This window comes from Streptomyces sp. XH2 (assembly GCF_049725035.1).
GTDB classification, from domain to species: Bacteria; Actinomycetota; Actinomycetes; order Streptomycetales; family Streptomycetaceae; genus Streptomyces; species Streptomyces roseoverticillatus.
The window spans coordinates 186146-212890 of the sequence record NZ_JBMMMZ010000012.1; the positions used below are offsets into that span (position 1 = coordinate 186146).

Below are 26745 nucleotides of genomic sequence, written 5' to 3' on the forward strand. Positions count from 1 at the left end.
CGGCGCACAGGGCACGGACCAGGGCGTTGCCGGAGGTCCGGTCGGATCAGCGGCTCTGCTGCGCCGGGACGCCGCGCGACATCGGCTCGTCGTCACCGGGGACGCCGGCCGCGGCGACGGCCGCGCCGGTCAGCGTGGCGAGCATCTCGCGGACGTTCGTCAGCTGGGCGTTGATGCTGTCGCGGCGGTTGGTGAGCGCCGCCAGCTCGCGCTCGGACTCGCTGCGGATGCGGTCCGCCTTGGCGTTGGCGTCGGCCACGATGTCCTCGGCCTGGCGCTGCGCCGTCTCCACCGTCTGCCGGGCGCGCCGCTCGGCGTCCGTGCGCAGCTTCTCCGCCTCCAGGCGCAGCTGCTCGGCGCGGTGCTCGATCTCCGCCAGCCGCTTCTCCGCCTTGGCCTGACGGGAGGCCAGGTCGCGCTCTGACTGCTCGCGCCGCTTGGCCAGGTTGGTCTCGAAGTCGGCGGCGGCCTGGGCCGCCTTCGCGCGGGTCTCCTCGAAGAGCGCGTCCGCCTCCTCGCGCTTGGACTGGGCGTCCTTCTGCGCCTCGGCCCGCAGCTGGGCGGAGTCGCCCTTGGCCTTCTCGACGATGCGCGCGCCCTCGTCCTCCGCCTTGGCCTTGCGGTCGGCGGCGAACGACTCGGCGTCGTTGCGCACCTGCTGGGCGGCGGACTCCGCGAGCTCGCGGTGCTGCTCGGCGGCGCGCCGGGCCTCCTCACGCAGATCCTTGGCCTCTTCCTCGGCCAGCCGAAGGATCTTCTCGACCCTCGCCCCCAGCCCCGCATAGGACGGCTCGGCGTCGTTGACCTGGGCCTGAGCATTCTGCGTCTCGAGGTGCAGCTCCTCGATGCGCTTTTCCAGAGAGGTGATGCGTGCCAGTGCGCTGTCTCGGTCGGCGACGAGCTTGGTAATGCGGTCGTCCACCTGGCCGCGGTCGTATCCACGCCGCACAAGCTCGAAGCCGAAGGGGGAGGAAGTGTCACTCATGGGGTTCCTGTCATAAGAGACCGGTGAGGTGATAGAGGGAATCCTAGGGGTGCGAGCGGCGTGTCATCAGGTGAATGGTTGGCAGATCTGGAGAATGTCCCCCCGTTTGAGTGGCTACTTCTGTGACTGCTTGCCACCCGAACGTGTAGCACCGGCACCGGCCGCTGCCTTCACCCCGCCATCCTTGGCGCTTCCGGCCCCCGGGGCCTCAAAAGATTCCAACGCCTCCAACACGTCCTGGACACGGGAAATCTCGGCCTGAATGTCCTCGCGACGGCGCACCAGGACCTCCAACTCCCGCTTTCCCTCCTCGACAAGGCGCTTTGCCTCCTCCGCACCCTCGGTGCGCAGGCGCTCCGACTCGCGTACGGCAGCGGCCTTCTTCTGCTCGGCCTCCTTGAGCAGCCCCTCCGCCTTCTTCACGGCGGCGATACGGACCTTGCTCGCCTCGCTGCTGGCGTCCGACAGCAGCTTCTTCGCCTTCTCCTCGGCCTCCTCGAGCTGCTCGGTCGCGGCCGCGACGAGCTTGTCGCAGCGCTCGCCCGCGGACTGCATCGCCTCGGCCGCCTCGCGGCGGGCCCGGTCGTGCAGCTCCTCGACCTCGCCCTCGACCCGGGCGCGCAGCTCGTCGGCGCGCTCCCTTATCGCGGTGGCGTCGCCACGGGCCTCGGCCAGCAGCGTGTCCGCGTCCGTACGGGCCTGCTCCACCAGGGCGTTGCCCTCGCCGGTGGCCTCGGCGACGATCCGCTCGGCCTCGCGGCGGGCCACGCCCACCATCGTGTCGGCCTGCTCCTCGGCGGCCGCGGCCGTGCTCAGCGCCTCCTCCTGCGCCTTGGCGATCAGGGCGTCCGCCTGCTCGCCGGCGTCGGCCAGCCGCTTCGCACCGGCCTCGCGGGCGTCGTCGACGGTCCGCTCGCCCTCGGCGCGCGCCTCCGCACGCAGCCGCTCCGCCTCCTGGACGGCGTCGGCCTTGATCCGCGCGGAGTCCGCGCGCGTGCTGTTGGCGTTCTCCTGCGCGGCGGCCAGCGCCTCGGCGGCCTCCGCGGCCATCCGCTCGGCCTCCGCGGTCGCCTCGGCGACGAGGGTGTCCGCCTGCTCGGCGGCCTCCGCGCGGCGGGTGTTCGCCGCCTCGCGAGCCTCGTCGAGGACGCGGGCGGCGTCGCCGCGCAGCCGCTCGGACTCGGCGTCCGCCTCGGCGAGCGTGCGCTCGGCCTGCCCGGCCGCCTCCGCACGGACGGCCTCGGCGGCCTCCAGGGCCTCCTCGGTCGTACGGGCGGCCTCGCGGCGCGCGGCCTCCACCGTCTCGGCGGCCTCGGCCCGCAGCTTCTCCGCCTCGGCCGTGGCCTCGGCGATGAGCTCGTCGGCCTGCGCGGCCGCCTCCGTGCGGCGCCGGCCCGCGGTCTCGCGGGCCTCGTCGACGATGCGGTCCGCCTCGGCCTGCGCCCCGGAGGTGAGCTCCTCGGCCTCGCGGACGATCCGCGCGGCCTCGGCGTGCCCCTCCGAACGCATCTTGTTCGCGTCCTCGCGGGCCTCGGCGCGCGCCCGGGACGCGTCCTGCTCGGCCGACGCCAGGGCGTCGGACGCGTCGGTCCGCAGCTGCTTGGACTTGGCGGACGCCTCCGCGACCGTGCGCTCCGCGTCGGCCTTCGCCTTCGCGAGCAGCGCCTCGGCGGCCTCCGCGGCCTCGCCGCGGTGCTTCTCGGCGTCCTTGCGGGCCTCCGTGACCGTCCGCTCGGCCTCGGCGCGCAGCCGGGCGGCCTCCGCGGCCGCCTCCGCCTGCTGAGCCTCCGCCGCCTCGCGGGCCTCGTCCAGCACGGACGTGGCCTCGGCGACCAGCCGCTCCGCCTCCGCCGTGGCCTCCGCCATCAGCGCGTCGGCCTGCTCGGCGGCCTCGGAACGGCGCGCCGCGGCAGCGGCCCGCGCCTCGTCGGCCGTGGCGGCGGCGTCGCGCCGGGCCGCCTCGGCCGTCTCCTCGGCCTCGGCGATCAGCTTCTCCGCCTCGGCCATGGCCTCGGAGAGCAGCTCGTCGGCCTGCACGCCCGCCTCGGCGAGCTTGGCGTGGGCGCTGTCGGTGGCCTCCTCCAGCGTGCGGGCGGCCTCCGCCTCCAGGCGCTGACCCTCCGTGACCGCGTCCGCGATCGTGCGCTCGGCCCGGGCCTCGGCGGCCTCCGCGGCGGCCTGCGCCTCCGCGCGGATCCGGGCCGCGTCCTCACCGGCGCGCTCGCGCTCGGCGTAGGCGTCGGTCCGGACCCGGTCGGCCTCCTCCTGGGCCTCGGTGCGGGTGCGCTCCGCGTTGTGCTCGGCGGCCGAGCGCAGCCCGGCGATCTCCTCCTCGGCCTGCTCGTGCAGCCCCGCGACGGAGTCCCGCACCTGCTGGGCGGTCGCCTCGGCGGCCGACACCAGCTCGGCGGCGCGCACCTCGGCCTCCTCGACCAGGCGCTGGGCCTCCTCCTGTGCCTCGGCGACCCGCTTGCGCGCCGAAGCCAGCAGCTCCTCGCTCTGCTCGCGCGCGGCCTCGCGCTCGGCCTGCGCCTCCGTACGGGCGTCGCCCAGCAGCTCCTCGGCCTCGCGCCGGCGGCGGGCGGCCTCCTCCTGCGCGGCGGCCAGCGCCTCGGCGGCCTCCGCGGCCGTGCGCTCGGCGGCGGCGTTCGCCTCGGCGCGCACCCGGTCGGCGGTCTCCTGCGCCTCGCTGCGCAGCCGCTCCGCCTCCGCGTTGGCCTCGGCGCGCAGCCGCGCACCGGCGGACTCGCCCTCGCTGCGGGCGGCGGCGGCCTCCTCGGCGGCCTCGGCGCGCAGCCGCTCCGCCTCGGTCTCGGCCTGCGACTGCAGCGCGCGCACCCGCTCCGCGGTCTCCGTGCGCTGCCGCTCGGTCTCCTCGGCGGCCTCGCGGCGCAGCCGCTCCGCCTCCGTACGGGCGTCGCGCAGCGCCTCCTCGGCGGCCTCCACCCGCTGCTCGGCCTCGGCGTGCAGGCGGGTCAGCTCCGCGTCGGCCTCGGCGCGGCGCGCCTCCGCCGCCTTCTCGGCCTCCTCGCGCAGCTTCCGCGCGGCCTCCTCGGCCTCGCCGCGGGTGCGCTCGGCGTGGTCCTCGGCCTCCTCGGCCATCTCCTCGGCCTCGGTGCGCGCCCGCTCCAGGGCCTCCTCGGCCTGCTTGCGCAGGGAGGCGGCCCGCTCGGCGGCCTCCGAGCGGACCCGCTCGCTGTCCGCGGCCGCGCTGCTGCGCGTCTCCTCCGCATCGGCCTTGGCCTTGGCCAGCAGCTCCTCGGCGGTCTTCGCCGCCTCCTCGATCTGCTGCAGCGCCTCGCGCCGGGCCTCGCCCCGGAGCCGCTCGCCCTCGGCGACGGCGTCGGCCCGCAGCTGCTCGGCCTCGCCGCGCAGCCGCCGCGCCTCCTCCTGGAGCTCGACGGTCTTGGCGCGGTACTCCTTGGTGTCGTCCTTCGCCGCGCCCTTGAGCTGCTCGGCGGTGTCCGCGGCCTGCTCGCGCAGCCGCTCGGCCTCGGCCTCGGCCTCCTTGCGGATGCGTTCCGCCTCGGCGGCCGCGGCCTTCGTCGTGGCGCGGGCGTCCTCGGAGGCCTTGGACAGCACCTCCTCGGCCGTCCGGGCGGCCTTGGCGAGCTGCGCCGCGGAGTCCTCCGCGGCGGCGCTGCGGGCCTTCTCCGCGGCCTCGGCCACCAGCCGCTCGGCCTCCGCGGCGGCGTCCGCCCGCAGCTGCCCGGCCTCGGCCTTGAGGGCCTCGGCCTCCTTCGTGGCCTCGCTGACCAGCCGGGCGACCTCGGCCCGGGCGGTACGCGTGCGCTGCTCGTTCTCCGACTCGGCGCCGGACAGGCTGCGGGCAGCGCTGTCCTTCGCCTCGGCGACCAGCTTCTCGGCCTCGGCGCGCGCCTCGCGCAGCGCCGCGTCGGCCTCCTGCAGCCGGGCCTCGGCGGTACGGCTCAGCTCGGCCGCGGCCGTGCGCGCCTGCTCGCTCTCCGTGCCGGCGGCGGCCCGCAGCCGCTCGGCGTGGTCGGTGGCCTCCTGCGCCTGCGCGGACGCGGCGGTCAGCAGCCGCTCGGCGTCCGTACGGGCACGGCGCAGCAGCGCCTCGGCCTCGGCGCGGGCCTCGTCGGCCGCGGAGCTGAGGCGGGCCCGGGCCTGCTCGGCCAGGCGCTGGGCCTCGGCGCGGGCCGCGGCCAGGGCCTGCTCGGCCTCCGCCCGGGACTCCTCCAGCAGCCGGCGGGCCTGCGACTCCGTGCGCGCCCGCAGCTGCTCGGCCCAGGCGACGTTCTCGTTGACGTGCGACTCGACGGTCTGGCGGCGCTCGTTGAGCTCCTCGTCCAGGCGCTGGCGGCGGGCGACGGCCTCCGCGTGGAGCTCGGCCTCCATCCGGGCCTGGCGCTCGGCCTGCTCCTGCAGCAGCCGCTGCGTCTGCGCCCGGGCCTCGCGCAGCTCGCGCTCGGCGTCCGTACGCATCTGATCCGCCTGAATCTGGGCATTGCGGAGCAACTGCTCCGCCTGGTAACCCATGTCGGCGGTGTCGTACGCCGGGCGGTGGGCGAGATTGCGGCGCGCCTCGTGGAGCTTGGCGCGCAGCACCTCGACCTGGTAGCCGAGGTCGTCGGCGTGCTGGACCGCCTTCTCCCGCTCCTTCTTCAGCCGCTCCATCTCGGCTTCGAATTGCGAGAGGTGGTCGTCAGCCTCGTAGCGGTCGTTGCCCCGCACTGCGCGGTCCCATCCGTCCCCTGGTCGCCTTGGCGGCCGGCCCGTTCCCGCGTGTATCGGTTGGAATCCGGAGCCCGCCCTTCCGAAGAAATGGTGTCAGATCATCGGTACAGCCCGGTCCGGGCCCCCACCCCAGGACCCCGGCCGAACCCGCACTCTACCGGCCGGGGGGAGTGCGGGTCAGTGCTCCCGGTCCGCCGGGGGTGCCGAGGTGACCAGTTCCGTCAGCACGCCGTGGCAGTCCTTGGGGTGCAGGAAGGTGATCCGCGAGCCCATCGAACCCCGCCGCGGCTCGTCGTAGAGGACCCGGACGCCCTTGTCCCGGATGCCCTCGGAGTCCCCGTCCACGTCCGCCGTGCCGAACGCGATGTGGTGAACGCCCTCGCCGTTCTTCGCCAGCCACTTGCCGACCGCGGAGTCCTCCCGCGTCGGCTCCAGCAGCTGCAGGTAGGACGCCCCGCCGTCGGACGTCTCGTTGATTTTCAGCATGGCCTCGCGAACGCCCTGCTCCTCGTTGACCTCGGTGTGGAACACCTCGAAGCCGTACGTGGCACGGTAGAACTCGACAGTCCGGTCGAGGTCGAAGCAGGCGATCCCGATGTGGTCGATACGCGTCAGCATGGAACCAGTGCACCGCCGTACGGCTTGGTCACGCAACGTGTACGCAACGTGCTTGCGATCACACCCGCTGCCCGGTGACCGCGCGGGTACCGCTCAGTACATTGACGGAAACCACCGTGCTGCACTCCCCGGGGGGCAACCCCCGGACCCCCGGCCGGAAGCGCCGGATGCTCCGTCGACCATCCACCACCCGAAAGGGCCGCTGCCATGACTGGTACGAACGGCAAAGCCGGCACCACCTCCGTGATCGTCGCGGGCGCCCGTACGCCCATGGGCAAGCTGCTCGGCTCCCTGCGCAGCTTCTCCGCGGCCGAGCTGGGCGGCTTCGCCATCAAGGCGGCCCTCGACCGGGCCGGCATCGGCGGCGACCAGGTGCAGTACGTGATCATGGGTCAGGTGCTGCAGGCCGGCGCCGGGCAGATCCCGGCCCGCCAGGCGGCGGTCAAGGGCGGCATCCCCATGTCCGTCCCCGCCCTCACCATCAACAAGGTCTGCCTCTCCGGCCTGGACGCCATCGCGCTGGCCGACCAGCTCATCCGCGCGGGCGAGTTCGACATCGTGGTGGCCGGCGGCCAGGAGTCCATGACCAACGCCCCGCACCTGCTGCCCAAGTCCCGTGAGGGCTACAAGTACGGCGCGATCGAGATGCTCGACTCGATGGACCACGACGGCCTCACCGACTCCTTCGAGTCCATCGCCATGGGCGCCTCCACCGAGAACCACAACACCCGCCTCGGCATCGGCCGCGCCGAGCAGGACGAGATCGGCGCCCGCTCCCACCAGCGCGCCGCCGCCGCCCAGAAGAACGGCATCTTCGAGGCCGAGATCACCCCCGTCGAGGTCCCGCAGCGCAAGGGCGACCCGGTCGTCTTCGCCCACGACGAGGGCGTCCGCGGCGACACCACCGTCGAGGTCCTCGGCAGGCTGCGCCCGTCCTTCCGCAAGGACGGCACGATCACCGCCGGCACCTCCTCGCAGATCTCCGACGGCGCCGCCGCCGTCGTCGTGATGAGCAAGGCCAAGGCCGAGGAGCTGGGTCTCGAGTGGATCGCCGAGATCGGCGCCCACGGCAACGTCGCCGGCCCCGACAACTCCCTGCACTCCCAGCCCTCCAACGCCATCAAGCACGCGGTGAGCCGCGAGGGCCTGACCGTCGAGGACCTCGACCTCATCGAGATCAACGAGGCGTTCGCCGCGGTCCTCGTGCAGTCAATCAAGGACCTCGGCGTGTCCCCGGAAAAGGTGAACGTCAACGGCGGGGCCATCGCGCTCGGCCACCCGATCGGCATGTCCGGCGCCCGCACCGTCCTCCACCTCGCGCTGGAGCTCAAGCGGCGCGGCGGCGGCGTCGGTGCGGCGGCCCTGTGCGGCGGCGGCGGCCAGGGCGACGCCCTGATCATCCGGGTACCCGGCAAGTAACCGCTGCGGCGGAGAGCCCTTTACGAGAACGGAGCCGTGATGGTGGACGTCCCCGCACTGGTGGAGCAGGCCCGCGAGGGCCGGCCGCGCGCCGTGGCCCGGCTGATCTCCCTGGTGGAGGGGGCGTCCCCGCACCTGCGCGACGTCATGGCCGCGCTGGCCCCGCTGACCGGCGGCGCGTACGTCGTCGGCCTCACCGGCTCACCCGGCGTCGGCAAGTCCACGTCGACGTCGGCGCTGGTCAGCGCGTACCGGCGGATGGGCAAGCGGGTCGGCGTGTTGGCCGTCGACCCGTCCTCGCCGTTCTCGGGCGGCGCCCTGCTCGGCGACCGCGTACGGATGTCCGACCACGCCTCCGACCCCGGCGTGTACATCCGCTCCATGGCCACGCGCGGTCACCTGGGCGGCCTGGCCTGGGCCGCCCCGCAGGCGATCCGCGTGCTGGACGCGGCCGGCTGCGACGTGATCCTCGTCGAGACGGTCGGCGTCGGCCAGTCCGAGGTGGAGATCGCCTCCCAGGCCGACACGAGCGTGGTGCTGCTCGCCCCGGGCATGGGTGACGGCATCCAGGCCGCGAAGGCCGGAATCCTGGAGATCGGCGACGTCTACGTCGTCAACAAGGCCGACCGCGACGGCGCCGACGCCACGGCCCGCGAGCTCAACCACATGCTGGGCCTGGGCGAGGCCCGGGCCCCCGGCGACTGGCGGCCGCCCATCGTCAAGACCGTGGCCGCGCGCGGCGAGGGCACGGACGAGCTGGTCGAGGCGCTGGAGAAGCACCGGGCCTGGATGGAGGAGCGGGGCGTCCTGGCGGAGCGCCGCACGGCCCGGGCCGCCCGCGAGGTCGAGACTATCGCCGTCACGGCGCTGCGCGAACGCATCGCCGACCTCCACGGCGACCGCCGCCTGACCGCCCTGGCGGAGCGCATCGTGGGCGGCTCGCTGGATCCTTACGCGGCCGCGGACGAACTGGTGGCGGGGCTCACCAACAGCTGAGCCCCCGGCGGCCGTCCGGGCTTCCCGTCATGGAACGCTCACACGAATAACTGAAACGGATCTTGCTCCGGGATCGTCTCCACCGACGTACCCCGTTCCCGTCGAGAGCGATCAGCCCTTGAGTAAGAACCGGCACAAACCGCGTCCCCGCCGCCGCATTACGGAAGAGCCGCCAGCCCGTAAGCGCTTCGTCGACTACCCCCGCCGGGGCAGACACGGCGTGCGCCGCTGGCTGCCGTCGTGGCGGCAGTGGCTGGGGACGGTGCTGTTCTTCCTCGCGTGCGCGACGGGCCTGTTCGCGTACGTCTACGCCACCGTCGACATCCCCGACGAGAACGCGGCGGCCCGCCAGGAGGCCAACACCTACTACTGGTCGGACGGTTCGCAGCTCGCGACCGTCGGCGAGGTCAACCGCACCATCGTCCACCTGTCCGACGTGCCGGAGTCCGCGCAGAACGCGGTGATAGCCGCCGAGAACGAGAGCTTCTACCGTGACCGCGGCGTGTCGTTCAAGGGCATCCTGCGGGCCTTCGCCAGCACGGCGGGCGGCGAGGAGACCCAGGGCGGCTCCACGATCACCCAGCAGTACGTGAAGAACACCTACCTCTCCCAGGAGCAGACGGCCACCCGGAAGGTCAGGGAACTCGTCATCGCCCTGAAGGTGGACCGCACCAAGAGCAAGCGGGAGGTCCTGCAGGGGTACCTCAACACCAGCTGGTTCGGGCGCGGGGCGTACGGGATCGAGGCCGCGGCCCAGTCCTACTACGGCATTCCCGCCAAGAAACTGAATCCCAGTCAGAGCGCCATGCTGGCGGCGCTGTTGAAGGGGGCCGAGCTCTACGACCCGTCGGTCAGCGCGGGCAATCACGAGCGGGCGGTGGACCGCTGGAAGTGGATCCTCGACCGGGAGGTGCGGACCGGCCGCATGTCCCGCGCCGAACGGGACGCGTACCGGGACTTCCCCGAGCCCCGCAAGCCGTCCGTGGCCGGCGGCCTCCGCGGCCAGACCGGCTACCTCGTCGACGTCGCCAACAAGTACATCAAGCAGCGGGCCATGCTCACCGAGCAGGACCTGGCCCACGGCGGCTACCGGATCCACACCACCTTCGACAGGAACCGGATGCAGCGGCTGAAGCAGGCCGTCGACGACGTCGTCACCAAGGACATCGACCCCGGCAAACGCCCGGAGACCGACACGGACGTCCAGGTCGGCGCGGCCTCCGTGCGCCCCTCGGACGGGGCCGTCCTCGCCCTCTACGGCGGGCCCGACGCCACGAAGCACTTCGCCAACAACGCCGACACCTCGGGCGTCCCGGTCGGCTCGGCGTTCAAGCCGTTCGTCCTGGCCGCCGCCCTGGAGGGCGGGACGGACGCCGGCAGTTACTACGACGACGCCGGCAAGCTGCAGGCCGGAGCCGGAGCCGGGGCGGGCCCCGACGAGAACCACCCGACCCTGCGCCGGGCGCTGACGTCCGGCGGCAATGCGACGTACGTCCGCCTGGGCAAGGAGACCGGGGCGGCGCAGGTCCGGGACACGGCCGTGCGCACCGGGCTCCTCAAGAGCAGCATGGCCGCCCTGGACGGGTCCTTCCCCATCGGCTCGTCCACGCCGAGCGCCGTGCGCATGGCCGCCGCGTACGGCACGTTCGCCGGCGGGGGCCTGCAGAACGACCCGTACTCGGTCACCAAGGTCGTCAAGGACGGCCGTTCGGTAGGGGGTTTCGAGAGCCGCGCCAAGGCGAGGCGGGCCCTGTCGAAGGAGACCGCGGAGGAGGTCACGGAGGCCCTGCGCACCCCGGAGGGCCACGCGGCGGCCCGCACCGGCGACCAGGACCGGATGAACTCGGCCTGGTACGTGGGCTACACGGACAGCCTGTCCACGGCCGTCACCATGTTCCGCACCAGGCCGGACGGGGGGCCGCTGCTGCCGATGGCCGCGGTGGGAGGTGAGGACTCCCGGCGGGGCACCGTCTTCCCGGCCCGCATCTGGGCCGGTTACACAGGAGTGGCGGACCGCCCCTGACGGCGGGGGCGGAGCGGGCCGGGGCTCGGGCTCAGGTGCGGCCGCGGAGCGAGCGGAGGTGCTGGGCCACCGGGGTCAGGGAGGCGTGCAGCGACTTGAGGTCGGCCTCGCCCAGGAGGTCGATGAAGTGCTCGCGCACCGAGGCCACGTGGTGCGGGGCCACCTGGCGCATCGTGTCCCAGCCGTGCTCCGTGAGGACGGCGTACAGGCCCCGGCGGTCCGACTCGCAGTTCTCGCGGCGGACCAGGCCCGCGTTCTCCATGCGGGTGATCTGGTGCGAGAGGCGGCTCTTCGACTGCAGGGTGGCGGTGGCGAGGTCACTCATCCGCATCCGGTGGTCCTCGGACTCCGAGAGGTTGACCAGGATCTCGTAGTCGTTGTTGGTGAGGCCGAACGGCTGCAGGTCCCGTTCGAGCTGGTGCATCAGCAGGCGGCTGACGTCCAGGTGGGCGCGCCAGGCGCGCTGTTCCTCTTCGCTGAGCCAGCGGGTGCCGTTCTCGGTGTCCATAGACATAGAGGAATTCTACCTAAGAAAGTTGAAAGATTAACCAGTGTGGGTGCGGAGTGTGAGGTCACACGTTCGACGTCACACTCCGCAGAGTACCGCTCACAGCCCGAAGCGGCGCTGGAGGTCTCCGAGCTGGCCCGGCATCCGGGGCATAGATGGCTGATTCGACGGGGTTGCGTGCGGCACTCCCGCCTGGTCCGGGGTCTCGCCGGTGGGAATCTCGGCCATCAGCTGCTCGGTGGACTGCAGCAGCACCGTACCGGCACCCACGAACTCGAACTGGTGCTCCTCGCCCGACGTCCCGCCCAGCCCCGTGAACGCCCGCACGCCGCCCAGCACGCCCCGCAGGTACTGGTGGTCGTAGTGGTGGCAGGGGGAGGGGCAGTCCGCCCAGCCGACGAGGGCCTGCGGGTCCACCCGGATGGGTGGCGGGGCGAAGACGACCGGGCCGTTGGAGGCCGCCACGAACTTGCCCGTGCCGATGAGCGTCAGGAAGCCCGGCACGATCGACTGTTTGAGCGACAGCGACGGCTGGAACGCCAGCAGGTTCCCCGACCTCACCGTCAGGTTGCCGTCCTCCAGGTCGTAGGAGTTGACGTCGAAACTGCGGTCGGCGAGCAGCATCTTGCCCTTGCCCTCGGCGACCACCCAGTCCGCGGCGTGCAGCGGGGAGTGGAAGCTGTGGGCGATGAGGCGGTCGAGCCGCCCGTGGCCGATGCCGTGGAAGTCGATGCGCCCGTAATAGGCGATCATCTTGCCCTTCTGCAGGAACCACTGGCCGTCCAGGTCCACGCTGAAGGCGTACGGATTGACGTTGTCGTCGGCCGGCAGGGTGTGCGCGTCGAAGACGACCGGACCGTTCACCGTGCTCACAGCTTCTCCTCGCTGGCCTGTACGTACACCGTGCCCTCGCCGGACAGCTCCAGCTGGAAGGCCTCCCCGGAGCCGCGCCCCACCATCTCGCGCCAGCCGAGGGCAGCGGAGAGCTTGCTGCGCACGTCACCGCGGTGGGCGACGTACGCCTGCGGGTCCACGTGCACGGGGCGGCCGGAGCGGATCGGCAGCTCGATGACGCCGCCGTGGGCCATCACGGCGACCGCGCCGTGGCCCTTGAGGGTGGTCGTGAACAGGCCCTGGCCGGTGACCTGCCCGCGGACCATGCCCATGACGCCGCCCTGCGAGCCCATGAACATGGTGCCCTGCTGCAGGGAGCCGTCGAAGGCGAGCAGGCGGTCCGCCTCCACGTAGAGCGTCTCGCCCGAGAGCTCCACGACGTGGACGTGGTGCCCGCCGTGGCCGAACATCACCGTGCCGCTGCCCTCCACGGTCATCAGCGGAGTGGCCTCGCCCGCGATCCGGCGGCCGATCATGCCCATCACGCCGCCCTGGCCGCCGGTGATGGACGGGGTGAAGGAGACGTCGCCCTTGTAGGCGAGCATGGCGCCGCGCTGGCTGAAGAGGCGCTGGCCGGGCATGACCGTCGCCTCGACCATGCGGGAGTTAAGAGGCCGGAACGGCATCACACAGCACCCCTTTCGTTCGCTTCTCCGCCCGCGCGGCGCAGAGGTGCGGCTTTCATGGTCGTCTGCGGCCCGGTGGCCGCGCGTGCGTCGCTCACACATCACCTCCGAAGGTCGTCCGCTCGCTCGGCTGGACGTAGACGAGACCGTCGCCCTCGAAGCGGATCTGGAAGGCCTCGCCGGAGCCCTCGCCGATGAACGTGCGGAAGTTGACCCCGGACTGGAAGTGCTGCTTGAGCTTGCCCGTGTGGGCTATGTACGCCCCCGGGTCGACCTGCAGGGGCGTGGACGGGGTCACGCGCAGGACGATCGCCGTGCCGTCCGACATGACCGCCGCCTGGCCCGTGCCCTCGACCGTCGTCGTGAAGAGGCCGTTGCCCTGGGAGGCGCCGCGCAGGCCCGTGAAGGTCGTGCCGGTGCGCAGGGAGGCGTCGGCGGCGAGGAGGTTGCTGGCCTCCACGTAGAGCGTCTCCCCGCGGAGGGAGACGAGGTTGATCTCGGTCGCCCGGTCGGCGAAGTAGCAGGTGCCGTGCCCCTTCACCTCCATCACTTCCATCTGCTCGCCGGTGAGCCGGCGCGTGACCATGCCGCGGAGGCCGTCACCGCCTCCGGTCATCTTCTTGAACGTCATGTCGCCCTCGTACGCGACCATCGACCCGTTCTTGGCCTTGACCGCGTCGCCCGTCAGGTCGACGGCGAGGACTTTGCTCCCCTGGAGCCGAAACTGTGCCACGGGACGACGCTAGCGGGCGGACTCGCCGGTCGGACAGGGCCTTGGACCCGGAACGGCCCCGGATTCAGGCATCCGGGACGAGGCTGCAACAATGGACCAGCTTGTGAATACCCTCACAAGCTGTAGTTGATCCGCCACTGTCCAGCCCACTGACTCACGAAGGTGCGTACCCCCGTGGACATCAAGACCGCCTCCGCCCTGCGCCGGCTCCGCCTGGTCTCCGCCCCGGAGGCCGTTTCCTTCCTCCTGCTGCTCGTCTGCTCCGTGCTCAAGCGCATGACGGACTTCAACGCCGTCCCCGTGATGGGCGCCGTCCACGGCATCCTCTTCGTCATCTACGTCCTCTTCTGGCTGGACGCCTGGAACAAGACCAAGTGGCCCCTGAAGACCGCGGCCCTCTACTTCGTCCTCTCCGTCCTGCCGACCGGCGGCTTCTTCGCCGAGCGCATGCTGCGCCGCGAGGCGGAGGCGAGCGTCATCGCCGCCCGTGCACGCAAGGAAGGTGTGGTCAACGCATGATCGTCGCCTTCTCGGTGTCGCCCCTGGGCGTGGGCGAGGACGTCGGCGAGTACGTGGCGGACGCGGTGCGCGTGGTCCGCGAGTCCGGCCTGCCGAACCGTACGGACGCGATGTTCACGTCCGTCGAGGGCGAGTGGGACGAGGTCATGGACGTCGTCAAGCGCGCGGTCGCGGCGGTCGAGGCACGGGCGGGACGGGTCTCCCTGGTCCTGAAGGCGGACATCCGCCCGGGCGTCACGGACGGCCTGACGTCGAAGGTGGAAACGGTCGAACGGTACCTCGCGGAGGGCTGACCTCTCGGCTTACGGGAACGGCCCGGTCGGAGCGCGTTTATGCGCTCGGGCCGGGCCGTTCGTCGTTGTCCGCGGCGGCCGCCCGCGCACGCTTTCGCGCATGACATCCGCTGAAGCGTCCATATCCGCCGGCCCCGGCGGCTACCGCGCCGTTCTCGCCGTGCGCGAGTTCCGCGCCGTGTTCGCGGCGCACCTGCTCTCGCTGCTCGGGCTCGTCACCGGGGAGCTCGCCCTGTCCGTGCTCGTCTACCGGGTGACCGGGTCGCCGCTGCTCAGCGCGCTGGCGTTCGCGCTCGGGTTCCTGCCGTACCTGCTCGGCGGGACCCTGTTCGCCGGGGTCGCCGACCGCTGTCCGGCCCGGCGTGTGCTCGTCGTCTGCAATCTGCTCTGCGCGGCGAGCGCGGTGGTCATGGCGCTGCCGGGCGCGCCGGTGGCCGTGCTGCTCGCGATGCGGTGCTTCAGCGCCCTGATCGGGCCCGTCCTCGCGGGGACGAGGTCGGCGACGCTCGGGGACGTGCTCGGCGAGGGGGACCTGTTCGTGCTCGGGCGGTCGCTGATCCGGATCGCGACGCAGGGCGCGCAGCTCGCGGGGTTCGCGGCGGGCGGGCTGCTGCTGACGGCCGTTTCCCCGCGCACGGCCCTCCTGTGCACGGCCGCCGGCTTCCTCGCCTCCGCGCTGCTGCTGCGCTTCGGGACGCGCCGCCGTCCAAGCCGGGCGGCCGGGGGAGCGGGCCTGGCCGGCGCCTCGCTGTCCGGCGCCCGGCAGCTCCTCGCGGACCGCCGCACCCGCGCCCTGCTGCTCCTCTCCTGGTGCCCGCCGTTCTTCCTCGTGGCACCGGAGTCCCTGGCGGCCCCGTACGCGGACGCGATCGGCGCCGGCACGGTCGGCGTGGGTCTGCTGATGTGCGGGATGCCCGTGGGGACGGTCCTCGGCGAGGTGCTGGCGGGCTCGCTGCTGGGCCCGCGAGGCCGGGAGCGCATCACCCTGCCCGCGGCGACGGTGCTCCTGCTGCCGTTCCTCCTCTACGTGCTGAGGCCGTCGCTCGGCCTCGCCCTGTTCGCCGTGGCGCTGGCGGGCCTGGGCGCCGCGTACACGCTCGGCCTCGACCAGTGGTTCGTGGCCGCGGTCCCGGAGGAGCTGCGCGGGCGGGCGATGACGCTGCAGACGGCGGGGACGATGACCGTGCAGGGGCTGGGCATGGCGCTCGCGGGGGCGGCCGCTTCGTACGTCCCGGTGCACTGGGTCGTGGCGGGCAGCGGCCTGATCGGAACCCTCGTGGTCGGGAGCGTCGTGCGGCTTGTCGTAGGCTCTGGGTGATCCACGATCAAGGTCTGCAGGGGGAGTTGCCATGCTCGACGTGTTCACCGGCGGGACGAAGAAGTCCGGCGCCGACTTCGAGGTCGTGGTGCTGCGCGACTCGCACGCGGCGGCCACGGCGATACGCGAGGCGCTGGCGACGGCCGGCGCCGAGGAGCGGCCCGGCCTGGAGCGCGCGGCCGCGCTGATCGCCGCGCACGCGGCCCGGCCGGAGCGCGAGGTCCGTGCGGAGTGGGTGCGCGGCATCCTCGCCGAGGCCGGGGTCGACGCGCGGAGCCAGGAGCTCCACGCCATCAAGGCGCTGCGCAAGGCGGAGCGCGGGCTGAGCCTGGCGACGGCGGTGCGGCTGGTGCGCGAGGCCGCGGCGGTGACGGCGGAACCGTCCGGGATCTGAGATCCGGCCGTCCGTGCAATGACCGAACTGTAGGCTCGTGACCGTGCCCAAGCCGCTCAGCCTCCCCTTCGACCCCATCGCCCGAGCCGATGAGCTCTGGAAGCAGCGGTGGGGTTCCGTGCCGTCGATGGCCGCGATCACGTCGATCATGCGGGCCCATCAGATCCTGCTGGGCCAGGTCGACGCGGTGGTCAAGCCGTACGGGCTGACGTTCGCGCGCTACGAGGCGCTGGTGCTGCTCACGTTCAGCAAGGCCGGGGAACTGCCGATGTCGAAGATCGGCGAGCGGCTGATGGTGCACCCGACGTCGGTGACCAACACCGTCGACCGGCTGGTGGCGTCCGGGCTCGTCGCCAAGCGGCCGAACCCCAAGGACGGCCGTGGCACGCTCGCGTCGATCACGGAGAAGGGGCGCGAGGTGGTCGACGCGGCCACGCGCGACCTGATGGCGATGGACTTCGGCCTGGGGACGTACGGGGCGGAGGAGTGCGGGGAGATCTTCGCGATGCTGCGGCCCCTGCGGGTGGCGGCGGGCGATTTCCCGGAGAACCCGGAGAAGGCGGAGAACGCGGAGGCCGCGGGGAACGCGTAGCCCCGGCGGCGGCCGGGTCCGCCCCGCGCGGGCGGGGCGGCGAAGATCGCCCCGGATCGGCCGGTTACGCTCGTTGCCATGAAGAAGAGCGTCCTGACCCGATACCGCGTGATGGCCTACGCCACTGCCGTGATGCTGCTGGTGCTCTGCGCGAGCATGGTCCTCAAGTACGGCTTCGACGCGGGCGCGAACGCCACCCTCGTGATCTCGCAGATCCACGGCGTGCTCTTCATCATCTATCTGGTCTTCGCCTTCGACCTCGGCTCGAAGGCGCGCTGGAAGTTCGGCAAGCTGCTGTGGGTGCTGGTCTCCGGCACCATCCCGACCGCCGCGTTCTTCGTCGAGCGGCAGGTCGTGCGCGAGGTCGAGCCCCTGCTGGAGGGGGCGCCCGCGCAGGCGACCGCCTGAGCCCCCCGGCGAACGCCGGAACCGCGCCGCGCCCCGGACACCCCTTGTGTTCGGGGCGCTCTTGCGCGACGATTTACTAGGACGTCCTACTAAATTGAACCGCGCAACGGGGCACGGAGAGGCAGACGAGACCACCATGGACGCAAGCGCAATCGAGGCGGGGCGCAGCCGCTGGCAGGCCCGGTTCGACGCCGCGCGCAAGCGCGAGGCCGACTTCACCACCCTCTCCGGCGACGAGGTCGCCCCCGTCTACGGCCCCCGCCCCGGCGACGCCTACGAGGGCTTCGAGCGCATCGGCTGGCCGGGGGAGTACCCCTTCACCCGCGGCCTGTACGCCACGGGCTACCGCGGCCGCACCTGGACCATCCGCCAGTTCGCCGGCTTCGGCAACGCCGAACAGACCAACGAGCGCTACAAGATGATCCTCGCCAACGGCGGCGGCGGGCTCAGCGTGGCCTTCGACATGCCCACCCTCATGGGCCGCGACTCCGACGACCCGCGCTCGCTCGGCGAGGTCGGCCACTGCGGCGTCGCCATCGACTCCGCCGCCGACATGGAGGTCCTCTTCAAGGACATCCCCCTCGGCGACGTGACGACGTCGATGACCATCAGCGGGCCCGCCGTGCCCGTCTTCTGCATGTACCTCGTGGCCGCCGAGCGGCAGGGCGTCGACCCCGCCGTGCTCAACGGCACCCTCCAGACGGACATCTTCAAGGAGTACATCGCGCAGAAGGAGTGGCTCTTCCCGCCCGAGCCCCACCTGCGCCTCATCGGCGACCTGATGGAGCACTGCAGCCGCACCATCCCCGCCTACAAGCCCCTGTCCGTCTCCGGCTACCACATCCGGGAGGCCGGGGCCACGGCCGCGCAGGAGCTCGCGTACACCCTGGCCGACGGCTTCGGGTACGTGGAGCTGGGCCTCAGCCGCGGCCTCGATGTCGACGCCTTCGCGCCCGGCCTGTCCTTCTTCTTCGACGCCCACGTCGACTTCTTCGAGGAGATCGCCAAGTTCCGCGCGGCCCGCCGCATCTGGGCCCGCTGGATGAAGGAGGTCTACGGCGCGAAGTCGGAGAAGTCCCAGTGGCTGCGCTTCCACACCCAGACCGCGGGCGTCTCCCTGACCGCGCAGCAGCCGTACAACAACGTCGTGCGGACGGCCGTGGAGGCCCTCGCCGCCGTCCTCGGCGGCACGAACTCCCTGCACACCAACGCCCTCGACGAGACCCTCGCCCTGCCCAGCGAGCAGGCCGCGGAGATCGCGCTGCGCACGCAGCAGGTGCTGATGGAGGAGACCGGCGTCGCCAACGTCGCCGACCCGCTCGGCGGCGCCTGGTACGTCGAGCAGCTCACCGACCGGATCGAGGCCGACGCCGAGAAGATCTTCGAGCAGATAAGGGAGCGGGGCACCCGGGCCCACCCCGACGGCAAGCACCCCATCGGCCCCATCACCTCCGGCATCCTGCGCGGCATCGAGGACGGCTGGTTCACCGGCGAGATCGCCGAGAGCGCCTTCCGCTACCAGCAGGCCCTGGAGAAGGGCGACAAGCGGGTCGTCGGCGTCAACTGCCACCACGGCTCGGTGACGGGCGACCTGGAGATCCTGCGCGTCAGCCACGAGGTGGAGCGCGAGCAGGTGCGCGTCCTCGCCGGCCGCAAGTCCGGCCGGGACGACGCCCGCGTACGGGCCTCCCTGGAGGCGATGCTGGCCGCCGCACGGGACGGCTCGAACATGATCGAGCCGATGCTGGAGGCGGTGCGGGCCGAGGCCACGCTCGGCGAGATCTGCGACGTGCTGCGGCAGGAATGGGGGGTCTACGTGGAGCCGGCCGGCTTCTGAGCGCCCCCGGGGCTCCGCCCCGGACCCCGGTCCTCAAGCGCCGGACGGCCAAGAGGTTTTTAGCCGTCCGGCAAGATCGTGGCCCTCTGCTCCAGGGCCCTGCGCTGCGCGTCAGCGCCGCGGGCCCGCGCTCAGGCCCGCTACCAGCATCAGCGCGAACTCTCGCGCCCACGTCGTGTCCACCGGTTCCGCGCTGACCAGGGTGCGGTGCACGACCGCGCCGGCGATCACGTCGAAGATCAGATCGGCCGTGCGGGCCGCGGTCGACGGGTCCTCCTCGTAGGGGAGCTCTCCGCGTGCCTGGGCGCGTTCGCGGCCCAGGAGGACCAGGCGCTTCTGGCGGTCCACAATCGCGCCCCGGATGCGCTCGCGCAGAGCATCGTCCCGCGTCGACTCCGCCACGACGGCCATGAGGGCCGTCTTCGTCTCCGGCCGCTCCAGCAGCGCGGCGAACTGCAGCACGACACCCTCGATGTCGGCTTGCAGACTGCCCCGGTCGGGAAGTTCGAGGTGCTCGTCGAAGAGCGCCGCCACCGCGTCCACGACGAGCTCGCTCTTGCCCGCCCAGCGCCGGTAGAGCGTGGTCTTGGCGACCCCCGCGCGGGCGGCCACGTCGCCCATCGTCAGCTTTCCCCAGCCCAGCTCGACCAGCGCGGCGCGCGTCGCGTCGAGGATCGCGCGGTCGGCCTCGGGGCTGCGCGGGCGGCCGGTGCGGCGCGGCGCGGGGGAGGAGGCGGCGGAGCTCATGGCACCGGACCCTACCGCCGGGTAGGGCCGGTGGCGGGAGGGGCTTGCGGAGAGGGCGGGGGGTGGAGTTACGCTACGGCTCGTAGCGTAAGAGCGACAACCACGGACGCCGGGTGGGGACCCGGCGTCGCACGCCACCGCTATTTTTCCGGTTCGCGCGCGGAGGGGGGAGGATGGGCCCATGCAGCCACGGAACATGTCCATGAGTGGAGTGGTCGACCTCGCCGCGGTGAAGGCGGCCGGGGAAGCCAAGCAGAAGGCGGAGCAGGCGCGCGCCGAGGCCGCCCGCAGGGGTGCGCCGCCCGCCGCCGCGGGCCGCCTCGTCTTCGACGTCGACGAGGCCGGCTTCGAGGCCCAGGTCCTGCAGCGCTCCGCCGAGGTGCCCGTCGTCATCGACTTCTGGGCCGACTGGTGCGAGCCGTGCAAGCAGCTCGGCCCGCTGCTGGAGCGGCTCGCGGCCGAGTACGCGGGCCGTTTCGTGCTCGCCAAGGTCGACGTCGAAGCCAATCAGATGCTCTTCCAGCAGTTCGGCGTGCAGTCGATCCCCGCGGTCTTCGCGGTGGTGGCGGGCCAGGCCCTGCCGCTCTTCCAGGGCGCCGCGCCGGAGGCGCAGATCCGCCAGGTGCTGGACCAGCTCGTGCAGGTGGCCGAGGAGCGCTTCGGCATCATCGGCGCGCCCGTCTCCGCCGGGGCCGCCGAGGAGGGCGCGCCGGAGCCGGAGCAGCCCGCCGGCCCGTACGACGGCGTGCTGAGCCTCGCGCACGAGGCGCTGGACAAGGGCGACCTGGGCGGTGCCGTCCAGGCGTACAAGAACGTGCTGGCCGAGGACCCGGCCCACCCGGAGGCGAAGCTGGGCCTCGCGCAGGCCGAGCTGCTCCAGCGCGTGCAGGGCGTCGACCCGCAGGCGGTGCGCAAGGCCGCCGCGGACGCTCCCGGCGATGTGCGGGCGCAGATCGCCGCGGCCGATCTGGACCTGGTCGGCGGCCATGTCGAGGACGCTTTCGGCCGCCTGATCGACACGGTCCGGCGCACCGCGGGCGAGGACCGGAACGCGGCCCGTGTGCGGCTGCTGGAGCTCTTCGAGGTGATCGGGGCGGAGGACCCGCGGGTGAGTGCCGCGCGGACCGCGCTCTCTCGCGCCCTGTTCTGACCCACATGACTCAACGGCATCGCTTTGCCAAAACTTGGTAAAAGCGGCCTCCGTTACTGCGAGTAAGAAAAGCCCGGGCTTTCGCCCGGGTTTTTCGCGTATCTCCCCTTCTCTCCGGACACGGTGGGGCGACCTCGCCCCGCCCGCCGATGCACACCGGACGCCCCGTGGTTATCGGCTCGTTACTCGCTAGTAATGAACCTCTTGTGCGGCAGCCGCGAATGCACCACGATCGGCCACGCTCGGTCCATTTCCCCAACCTGACAGCCGGTCGGTGTCGGGGGAGCGGGTCCCCACCGGGCGGACCGGCCCCGCGCGGGCCGGTTCAGGGACAGGGGGGTCCCCGCCGCACTCCGGCAGGGCCTGTCCCGGAGGTTGCGCGAAAGGCGTGGCCAAGTGGTTGTCGCTCGGGGGTGATCGCCGGTGTTCCCGGAGGCGTTTCGCGTCGCCGGACGGCGGCGCTCTCCTTCCCGAGGACGTAGCACGTCTCCCATCCCCGGGCGCGGATCCGCAACGCGGAGCCCGAGCCGGAGATGCACGTCCGAGAAGGAGGCAAGTCATGGAGTCTTTGACTCGCGGTGGGACCAGATGGCGGCGGTTCGCCGTCGTCATGGTGCCGAGCGTCGCGGCGACGGCCGCGATCGGAGTCGCCATCGCACAGGGTGCGCTGGCGGCGTCGTTCAGCGTGTCGGGCCAGCAGTTCCAGGTGACCGCGGGCAAGCTGCACGGCACCGGGTTCGTCCAGTACGGCGCCCTGGACCAGACGAAGGCGGGTGCCAAGCCCGTCGCGGTGGTCGGCATCGACGAGGCGCAGATCAACAAGCTCTGCCAGGCCGTCACGATCCCCATCCCGCTCACCGACAAGAAGGTGTCGATGAAGCTGGAGGCGGGCGGCGACAAGCAGGTCACGGCGTCGAAGCTGTACATCGACGCCGAGGACATGAAGGCCAACGCCACGTTCAAGAACGTCGACATCGGCGTGTCCGTGGACAACACCACCAAGGGCCCCGGCCCGGCCGGTGCGGGCAAGAACGGCGAGGGCGCGCACGTGCCCGGCTCGTTCGCCCAGCAGGCGGACGAGGTCTGGTTCGACAGCGTCGACCAGAAGGCCTGGGCCACCTCGGCCGGAACGTTCACGCTCCCCGGCCTGCACATGGGCATCAACTGGGGCGAGTCCCAGTGCGACGTGCCCAAGGGTTGACACGCTGAACGGGCCGGTACGGGGCGGGAGTTCCCGCACCCGTACCGCGTCCGCGCCGTACCGAAGAACATGCCCCCGAGGAGCTGTACGACATGAGCGTCGACACGCGACCCCAGCAGACCGGTTCAGTAGGCCGCGCCCGCCGTTCGTTCCGGGAGTGGCGCTGGCAACGCCCGTTCTGGGGCGGGCTGTGGACCCTGCTGGCCGGATTCCCGATCATGTACATCCCCTACCAGACCATGACGCTGGGCGATCTGCACATCCGCATGGCCACCACGGCGGGCGCGGGCTCGCTGATCATAGGGGTGCTGCTGGTCGTCCTCGGCCTGACGCTCTGGTTCCAGCAGCAGTCGCGGATCTTCGCCGGGGTCGCGGCCATCCTGCTCGCGCTGGTCTCGCTCGTCGTCTCCAACTTCGGCGCGTTCCTCGTCGGCTTCCTGCTCGCCCTCGTCGGCGGGGCCCTCGGCGTCTCCTGGGCGCCGGGCCGGCCGGCCGCCGCGGCAGCACGGCCGCAGCCGGAGGCGGAGCCGGCCGTCTCGCTCAGCAAGCACGATGACGGGGCGACCGGGGCGGCCGGGGCGGCCGGCGCAACGGACGGAGGACACCGTGCCGACTGACGGGCCGCGCCACGCCGCGCCCAGAAAGCCGCTGCTCGCCCGGCTGCACATGCCGGCGGGCAAGGCCGTCGCCCTCGTGGCGATGCCGAGCGCCGTGCTCATGGGCATGGGGCTCACCCCGACGCTGGCCGCTGCCAAGCCCGCGACCAAGAAGCTGTTCGACGGCGCGTGCGCCACGGCGCCGGACACGGCGGTGGAGAGCGAGAGCCCGGACGCGGGGAAGTCCGCCGGCCCGAGCACCGGCCCGAGCGGGAAGCCGGGCGAGAAGCCGGGCGGCGGCCCGAGTGCGGCTCCGGGCAAGGCGCCGAGCGCGGGCGCCTCCGCGCCTGCCGGGAAGCAGGAGAAGCCGGAGAAGCCGGCGGCTCCCGGGAAGTCCGCTGCTCCGAAGCCGGCCGCGCCCTCCGGCTCGCCGTCCCCGGCTCCCTCCCCTTCTCCCTCCGCGTCGAAGGCCACCAACCCGCTCGACCCGCTGGGTCTCGGGGACAAGCTGCACGACATCCTGACCGGCGGCGGGAAGACGGCCCCTCCGGCGACTCCTCCGGCGGCTTCCCCGGCCGCCCCGGGCCCGGCGTCCTCGGCGCCCGCCCCCCGGCCCTCGGCGCAGCCCGGCGAGGCCCGGAAGGACCCGGCGGAGAAGCCCGCCGGGAAGGACGGGGACAAGGGCGCGGCCAAGGCCGGGGACGAGGACGCCCCGTCCGCCGGACCGTCCACGTCGCCGAGCCCGGACCCCTCCGGCTCCACCTCGCCCTCGGCGGCGCCCGGCGACGGTGAACTGCCGCCCTGCCCCAAGGGCACCGTCGTGGACGAGAACGAGCACCACGCCTTCCCCGGCCAGCCCTGGTACCTGGAGGCGAGCAAGCTCACCCTCACCGGGCTGACCTACGAGGGCGTCAAGAAGATCACGATGGTGAACGGGCAGAAGAAGGACGTCCTCAAGTTCACCGCCGACTCCCTGGCGATCAAGGACCTGCACCAGATCGTCAACAGCGGGGGCAAGCAGTACCACGTGGCGGGCATCGGCACCGAGTCCACCGTCACCGGCGGGAAGATCACCATGTACACCGAGGAGCTGAAGGGCAACCTCCTCGGGATCATCCCGGCGACGCACTCCCCGGGCATCCCGCCGCCGCTGATACCGGGGCTGAAGCTGCCGATCCCGGTCTTCTACACCAACGTCAAGATCCGTCAGGCCGGGCAGTTCGGCGGCACGCTGCACATCCCGAACCTGCACCAGTACATGACCGACGGCACGTACCCGTAGGTCCGGCGCACGCGGATGCGGATACGGCCGTGGCCGCCGCCCCGGGAGGGGACGGCGGCCACGGCCGTTGAGGAAGCGGGAACCTAGCGGCTCTCGCCGCCCAGGTGGTGCACCCGCACCATGTTGGTCGTGCCGGGGACACCGGGCGGGGAACCCGCCGTGATGATCATGGTGTCGCCGTCGTTGTAGCGCTTGAGCTTCAGCAGCTCCGCGTCGACCAGGTCGACCATCGCGTCCGTGTTCTCCACGTGCGGGACGACGAAGGTCTCGACGCCCCAGCTCAGCGTGAGCTGGTTGCAGGTGGAGGCGTCCGTGGTGAAGGCCAGGATCGGCTGGGCCGCGCGGTAGCGGGACAGGCGGCGGGCGGTGTCGCCGGACTTGGTGAAGGCCACCAGCGACTTGGCGCCCAGGAAGTCCGCGATCTCGCAGGCCGCGCGGGCGACGGAACCGCCCTGGGTGCGCGGCTTCTTGCCCGGGACCAGCGGCTGCAGGCCCTTGGAGAGCAGCTCCTCCTCGGCCGCCTCGACGATGCGGGACATCGTCTTGACGGTCTCGATCGGGTACGCGCCGACGCTGGACTCGGCGGAGAGCATGACCGCGTCGGCGCCGTCGAGGATGGCGTTGGCGACGTCGGAGGCCTCGGCGCGGGTCGGCCGCGAGTTGGTGATCATCGACTCCATCATCTGGGTCGCGACGATCACCGGCTTGGCGTTGCGGCGGCACATCTCGATGAGGCGCTTCTGCACCATCGGGACCTTCTCCAGCGGGTACTCCACCGCCAGGTCGCCACGGGCCACCATCACGCCGTCGAACGCCATGACGACGTCCTGCATGTTGGCGACGGCCTGCGGCTTCTCGACCTTGGCGATGACCGGGACCCGGCGGCCGACCTCGTCCATGACGCGGTGGACGTCCAGGACGTCCTTGGCGTCGCGGACGAAGGACAGGGCGACCATGTCGCAGCCCATGGCGAGGGCGAACTTCAGGTCCTCGACGTCCTTCTCGGACAGCGCCGGGACGTTCACCGCCGCGCCGGGCAGGTTGATGCCCTTGTGGTCGGAGATGACGCCGCCCTCGATGACGATGGTCCGCACGCGCGGGCCCTCGACCTCGGTGACCCGCAGCTCGACGTTGCCGTCGTTGATCAGGACCTGGTCGCCCTTGGTGACGTCGCCGGGCAGGCCCTTGTAGGTCGTGCCGCAGATCGTCTTGTCGCCGGGGACGTCCTCGGTGGTGATGGTGAACTCGTCGCCGCGCACCAGCTCCACCGGGCCGTCCGCGAAGGTCTCCAGGCGGATCTTCGGGCCCTGCAGGTCGGCGAGGACGCCGACCGCCCGGCCGGTCTCCGCGGCGGCCTTACGGAGGCGGTGGTACCGCTCCTCGTGCTCCGCGTGGGTCCCGTGGCTCATGTTGAAGCGGGCCACGTTCATGCCGGCCTCGATCAGCGTCTTCAGCTGCTCGAAGGAGTCGACGGCGGGGCCCAGGGTGCAGACGATTTTGGAACGGCGCATGGGGCAGATCCTATCGGTTTGTTTCGGAGCGGAATATTCGAGCTGTGGGAACGACCTAGTAACGGCCGACGATCAAGCGCTGACCAGGTCGTACGTCTGGGTGGCGATCTCCAGCTCCTCGTCGGTGGGTACCACGGCGACCGCGACCCGGGCGCCCTCGGGGGAGATCAGGCGCGGCTCGCCGGAGCGCACGGCGTTGCGGCCGGCGTCCACGGCCAGGCCGAGCTCCGTAAGGCCCGCGACGGCGGCCTCGCGGACCGGGGCCGCGTTCTCGCCGACGCCGGCGGTGAAGGCCACGGCGTCGACCTTGCCGAGGACGGCGTAGTAGGCGCCTATGTACTTCTTCAGCCGGTGCACATAGATGTCGAAGGCGAGCTGCGCCTGCTCGTCGCCCTCGTCGATGCGGCGGCGGATCTCGCGCATGTCGTTGTCGCCGCACAGGCCGATCAGGCCGCTCTTCTTGTTGAGCAGCGTGTCGATCTCGTCGGTGGACATCCCGGCGTTGCGGGACAGGTGGAGCAGGACCGCCGGGTCCAGGTCACCGGAGCGGGTGCCCATGACCAGGCCCTCCAGCGGGGTCAGGCCCATGGAGGTGTCGACGCACCGGCCGCGCTCGACCGCGGAGGCCGAGGCGCCGTTGCCCAGGTGCAGCACGATCACGTTGACCTCGGACGGGTCCTTGCCGAGCAGCTTCGCGGTCTCGCGCGAGACGTAGGCGTGCGAGGTGCCGTGGAAGCCGTAGCGGCGCACCATGTGGGCGTCGGCCGTGGCCGTGTCGATGGCGTAGCGGGCGGCGGACTCCGGCATCGTGGTGTGGAAGGCCGTGTCGAAGACGGCGACCTGCGGCAGGTCGGGGCGGAGCGCCTGCGCCGTGCGGATGCCGGTGATGTTGGCCGGGTTGTGCAGCGGGGCGACCGGCACGAGCCGCTCGATCTCGGCCAGCACCTCGTCGGTGATCACGGTGGGGGCGGTGAACTTCTGGCCGCCGTGCACCACCCGGTGACCGATCGCGGCGAGCTCCGGCGAGTCCAGGCCCAGCCCGTCCGCGGCCAGCTCGGCGGAGACCGCCTTCAGCGCGGCCTCGTGGTCGGCGATCGGCGCCTCCTTCTCGCGCTTGTCGCCGCCCGTGGCGAGCGGGGAGTGCACGAGGCGGGAGGTCTCCTCGCCGATGCGCTCGACCAGGCCCGCGGCCAGCCGGGCGCCGTCGGCCATGTCGAGCAGCTGGTACTTGACCGAGGAGGAGCCGGAGTTGAGGACGAGGACTCGGGTGGGGTTGGCAGTCATGAACGCTTTCCGGTGTGTGGGGGCTCGTACGGCTACGTCGGGAGTGGGGGGCGGGGCGGGGCGGGCGGGGCCCCGCGGGCGGGCCCCCCCCCCCCCCCCCCGCCGCACGCCGG

24 protein-coding genes are annotated in these 26745 nt (G+C 72.4%); 14 read left to right on the plus strand and 10 right to left on the minus strand.

From position 1 onward, the window contains the following. Window positions 1–46: 46 nt before the first annotated feature. The 3 genes from ACOTKD_RS24800 to mce form a co-directional block, all read right to left on the minus strand. Window positions 47–985, minus strand: a complete 939-nt coding sequence (locus ACOTKD_RS24800; protein WP_030368023.1) for a cellulose-binding protein — start codon at window positions 983–985, stop codon at window positions 47–49. Window positions 986–1099: 114 nt separating this feature from the next. After that, window positions 1100–5680 (minus strand): polarized growth protein Scy, encoded by a 4581-nt coding sequence (gene scy, locus ACOTKD_RS24805; RefSeq protein ID WP_424891218.1) that lies wholly within the window; start codon window positions 5678–5680, stop codon window positions 1100–1102. A gap of 180 nt (window positions 5681–5860) precedes the next feature. After that, the gene (gene mce / locus ACOTKD_RS24810) at window positions 5861–6301 is read right to left on the minus strand and encodes a methylmalonyl-CoA epimerase (RefSeq protein ID WP_424891219.1); all 441 of its coding nucleotides are present in this window, start codon (window positions 6299–6301) and stop codon (window positions 5861–5863) included. A 243-nt stretch (window positions 6302–6544) separates the two neighbouring features. On the opposite strand from mce, the gene ACOTKD_RS24815 reads away from it, so the two are divergent. The 3 genes from ACOTKD_RS24815 to ACOTKD_RS24825 all read left to right on the plus strand — a co-directional run bounded on the left by ACOTKD_RS24815 (window position 6545) and on the right by ACOTKD_RS24825 (window position 10739). After that, entirely contained in the window at window positions 6545–7720 is a 1176-nt protein-coding gene (locus ACOTKD_RS24815; protein ID WP_424891345.1) for an acetyl-CoA C-acetyltransferase, read from the plus strand. A 39-nt stretch (window positions 7721–7759) separates the two neighbouring features. Then, a complete protein-coding gene (meaB, locus tag ACOTKD_RS24820) occupies window positions 7760–8716 on the plus strand; it encodes a methylmalonyl Co-A mutase-associated GTPase MeaB (protein ID WP_424891220.1) in 957 nt (318 codons plus the stop codon). A 118-nt stretch (window positions 8717–8834) separates the two neighbouring features. Next, window positions 8835–10739, plus strand: a complete 1905-nt coding sequence (locus ACOTKD_RS24825) for a transglycosylase domain-containing protein (RefSeq protein WP_424891221.1) — start codon at window positions 8835–8837, stop codon at window positions 10737–10739. 31 nt (window positions 10740–10770) lie between these two features. Here the strand turns inward: ACOTKD_RS24825 and ACOTKD_RS24830 are convergent, their stop codons facing one another. The 4 genes from ACOTKD_RS24830 to ACOTKD_RS24845 all read right to left on the minus strand — a co-directional run bounded on the left by ACOTKD_RS24830 (window position 10771) and on the right by ACOTKD_RS24845 (window position 13500). Continuing rightward, the gene (locus ACOTKD_RS24830; RefSeq protein WP_106677030.1) at window positions 10771–11247 is read right to left on the minus strand and encodes a MarR family winged helix-turn-helix transcriptional regulator; all 477 of its coding nucleotides are present in this window, start codon (window positions 11245–11247) and stop codon (window positions 10771–10773) included. A 99-nt stretch (window positions 11248–11346) separates the two neighbouring features. Next, window positions 11347–12111 (minus strand): AIM24 family protein, encoded by a 765-nt coding sequence (locus ACOTKD_RS24835; protein WP_424891346.1) that lies wholly within the window; start codon window positions 12109–12111, stop codon window positions 11347–11349. A gap of 5 nt (window positions 12112–12116) precedes the next feature. Beyond that, complete coding sequence (locus ACOTKD_RS24840) at window positions 12117–12767, minus strand: AIM24 family protein (protein WP_424891222.1); 651 nt, start codon at window positions 12765–12767, stop codon at window positions 12117–12119. Between the two features lie 94 nt (window positions 12768–12861). Continuing rightward, on the minus strand, window positions 12862–13500 hold the full coding sequence (locus ACOTKD_RS24845) for an AIM24 family protein (RefSeq protein ID WP_424891223.1): 639 nt from the start codon (window positions 13498–13500) through the stop codon (window positions 12862–12864). A 174-nt stretch (window positions 13501–13674) separates the two neighbouring features. On the opposite strand from ACOTKD_RS24845, the gene ACOTKD_RS24850 reads away from it, so the two are divergent. From ACOTKD_RS24850 to ACOTKD_RS24880, 7 genes are all read left to right on the plus strand, one after another. After that, on the plus strand, window positions 13675–14019 hold the full coding sequence (locus tag ACOTKD_RS24850; RefSeq protein ID WP_106677035.1) for a DUF3817 domain-containing protein: 345 nt from the start codon (window positions 13675–13677) through the stop codon (window positions 14017–14019). Further along, window positions 14016–14312 (plus strand): MTH1187 family thiamine-binding protein, encoded by a 297-nt coding sequence (locus ACOTKD_RS24855; protein ID WP_424891224.1) that lies wholly within the window; start codon window positions 14016–14018, stop codon window positions 14310–14312. The genes ACOTKD_RS24850 and ACOTKD_RS24855 overlap by 4 nt, the downstream gene beginning before the upstream one ends. A gap of 100 nt (window positions 14313–14412) precedes the next feature. Further along, on the plus strand, window positions 14413–15630 hold the full coding sequence (locus ACOTKD_RS24860) for an MFS transporter (protein ID WP_424891225.1): 1218 nt from the start codon (window positions 14413–14415) through the stop codon (window positions 15628–15630). 31 nt (window positions 15631–15661) lie between these two features. Then, on the plus strand, window positions 15662–16024 hold the full coding sequence (locus ACOTKD_RS24865; RefSeq protein WP_424891226.1) for a hypothetical protein: 363 nt from the start codon (window positions 15662–15664) through the stop codon (window positions 16022–16024). A gap of 43 nt (window positions 16025–16067) precedes the next feature. Beyond that, the gene (locus tag ACOTKD_RS24870; protein ID WP_424891227.1) at window positions 16068–16616 is read left to right on the plus strand and encodes a MarR family winged helix-turn-helix transcriptional regulator; all 549 of its coding nucleotides are present in this window, start codon (window positions 16068–16070) and stop codon (window positions 16614–16616) included. Window positions 16617–16694: 78 nt separating this feature from the next. After that, window positions 16695–17024 carry a DUF3817 domain-containing protein gene (locus ACOTKD_RS24875; RefSeq protein ID WP_424891228.1) on the plus strand — a complete coding sequence of 110 codons (330 nt, stop codon included), beginning with the start codon at window positions 16695–16697 and terminating at the stop codon, window positions 17022–17024. A 136-nt stretch (window positions 17025–17160) separates the two neighbouring features. Beyond that, entirely contained in the window at window positions 17161–18861 is a 1701-nt protein-coding gene (locus ACOTKD_RS24880; protein ID WP_424891229.1) for an acyl-CoA mutase large subunit family protein, read from the plus strand. 111 nt (window positions 18862–18972) lie between these two features. Here the strand turns inward: ACOTKD_RS24880 and ACOTKD_RS24885 are convergent, their stop codons facing one another. Beyond that, window positions 18973–19608, minus strand: coding sequence for a TetR/AcrR family transcriptional regulator (locus ACOTKD_RS24885; RefSeq protein WP_424891230.1), 636 nt, complete (start codon window positions 19606–19608; stop codon window positions 18973–18975). Window positions 19609–19789: 181 nt separating this feature from the next. Between ACOTKD_RS24885 and ACOTKD_RS24890 the strand changes: the two genes are divergently transcribed. The 4 genes from ACOTKD_RS24890 to ACOTKD_RS24905 all read left to right on the plus strand — a co-directional run bounded on the left by ACOTKD_RS24890 (window position 19790) and on the right by ACOTKD_RS24905 (window position 23837). Beyond that, a complete protein-coding gene (locus ACOTKD_RS24890; RefSeq protein ID WP_424891231.1) occupies window positions 19790–20758 on the plus strand; it encodes a tetratricopeptide repeat protein in 969 nt (322 codons plus the stop codon). A gap of 559 nt (window positions 20759–21317) precedes the next feature. Further along, complete coding sequence (locus ACOTKD_RS24895) at window positions 21318–21959, plus strand: DUF6230 family protein (protein ID WP_424891232.1); 642 nt, start codon at window positions 21318–21320, stop codon at window positions 21957–21959. A 92-nt stretch (window positions 21960–22051) separates the two neighbouring features. Continuing rightward, window positions 22052–22576: a DUF6114 domain-containing protein gene (locus ACOTKD_RS24900; protein ID WP_424891233.1), complete on the plus strand. Its 525-nt coding sequence runs from the start codon at window positions 22052–22054 to the stop codon at window positions 22574–22576. After that, complete coding sequence (locus ACOTKD_RS24905; RefSeq protein ID WP_424891234.1) at window positions 22566–23837, plus strand: hypothetical protein; 1272 nt, start codon at window positions 22566–22568, stop codon at window positions 23835–23837. Before ACOTKD_RS24900 ends, ACOTKD_RS24905 begins: the two co-directional genes overlap by 11 nt. A gap of 83 nt (window positions 23838–23920) precedes the next feature. On the opposite strand, the gene pyk is transcribed toward ACOTKD_RS24905, so the two are convergent. Then, window positions 23921–25348 carry a pyruvate kinase gene (pyk, locus tag ACOTKD_RS24910; RefSeq protein WP_424891235.1) on the minus strand — a complete coding sequence of 476 codons (1428 nt, stop codon included), beginning with the start codon at window positions 25346–25348 and terminating at the stop codon, window positions 23921–23923. 72 nt (window positions 25349–25420) lie between these two features. Further along, a complete protein-coding gene (locus ACOTKD_RS24915; protein ID WP_424891236.1) occupies window positions 25421–26632 on the minus strand; it encodes an acetate kinase in 1212 nt (403 codons plus the stop codon). Window positions 26633–26745: the final 113 nt, after the last annotated feature.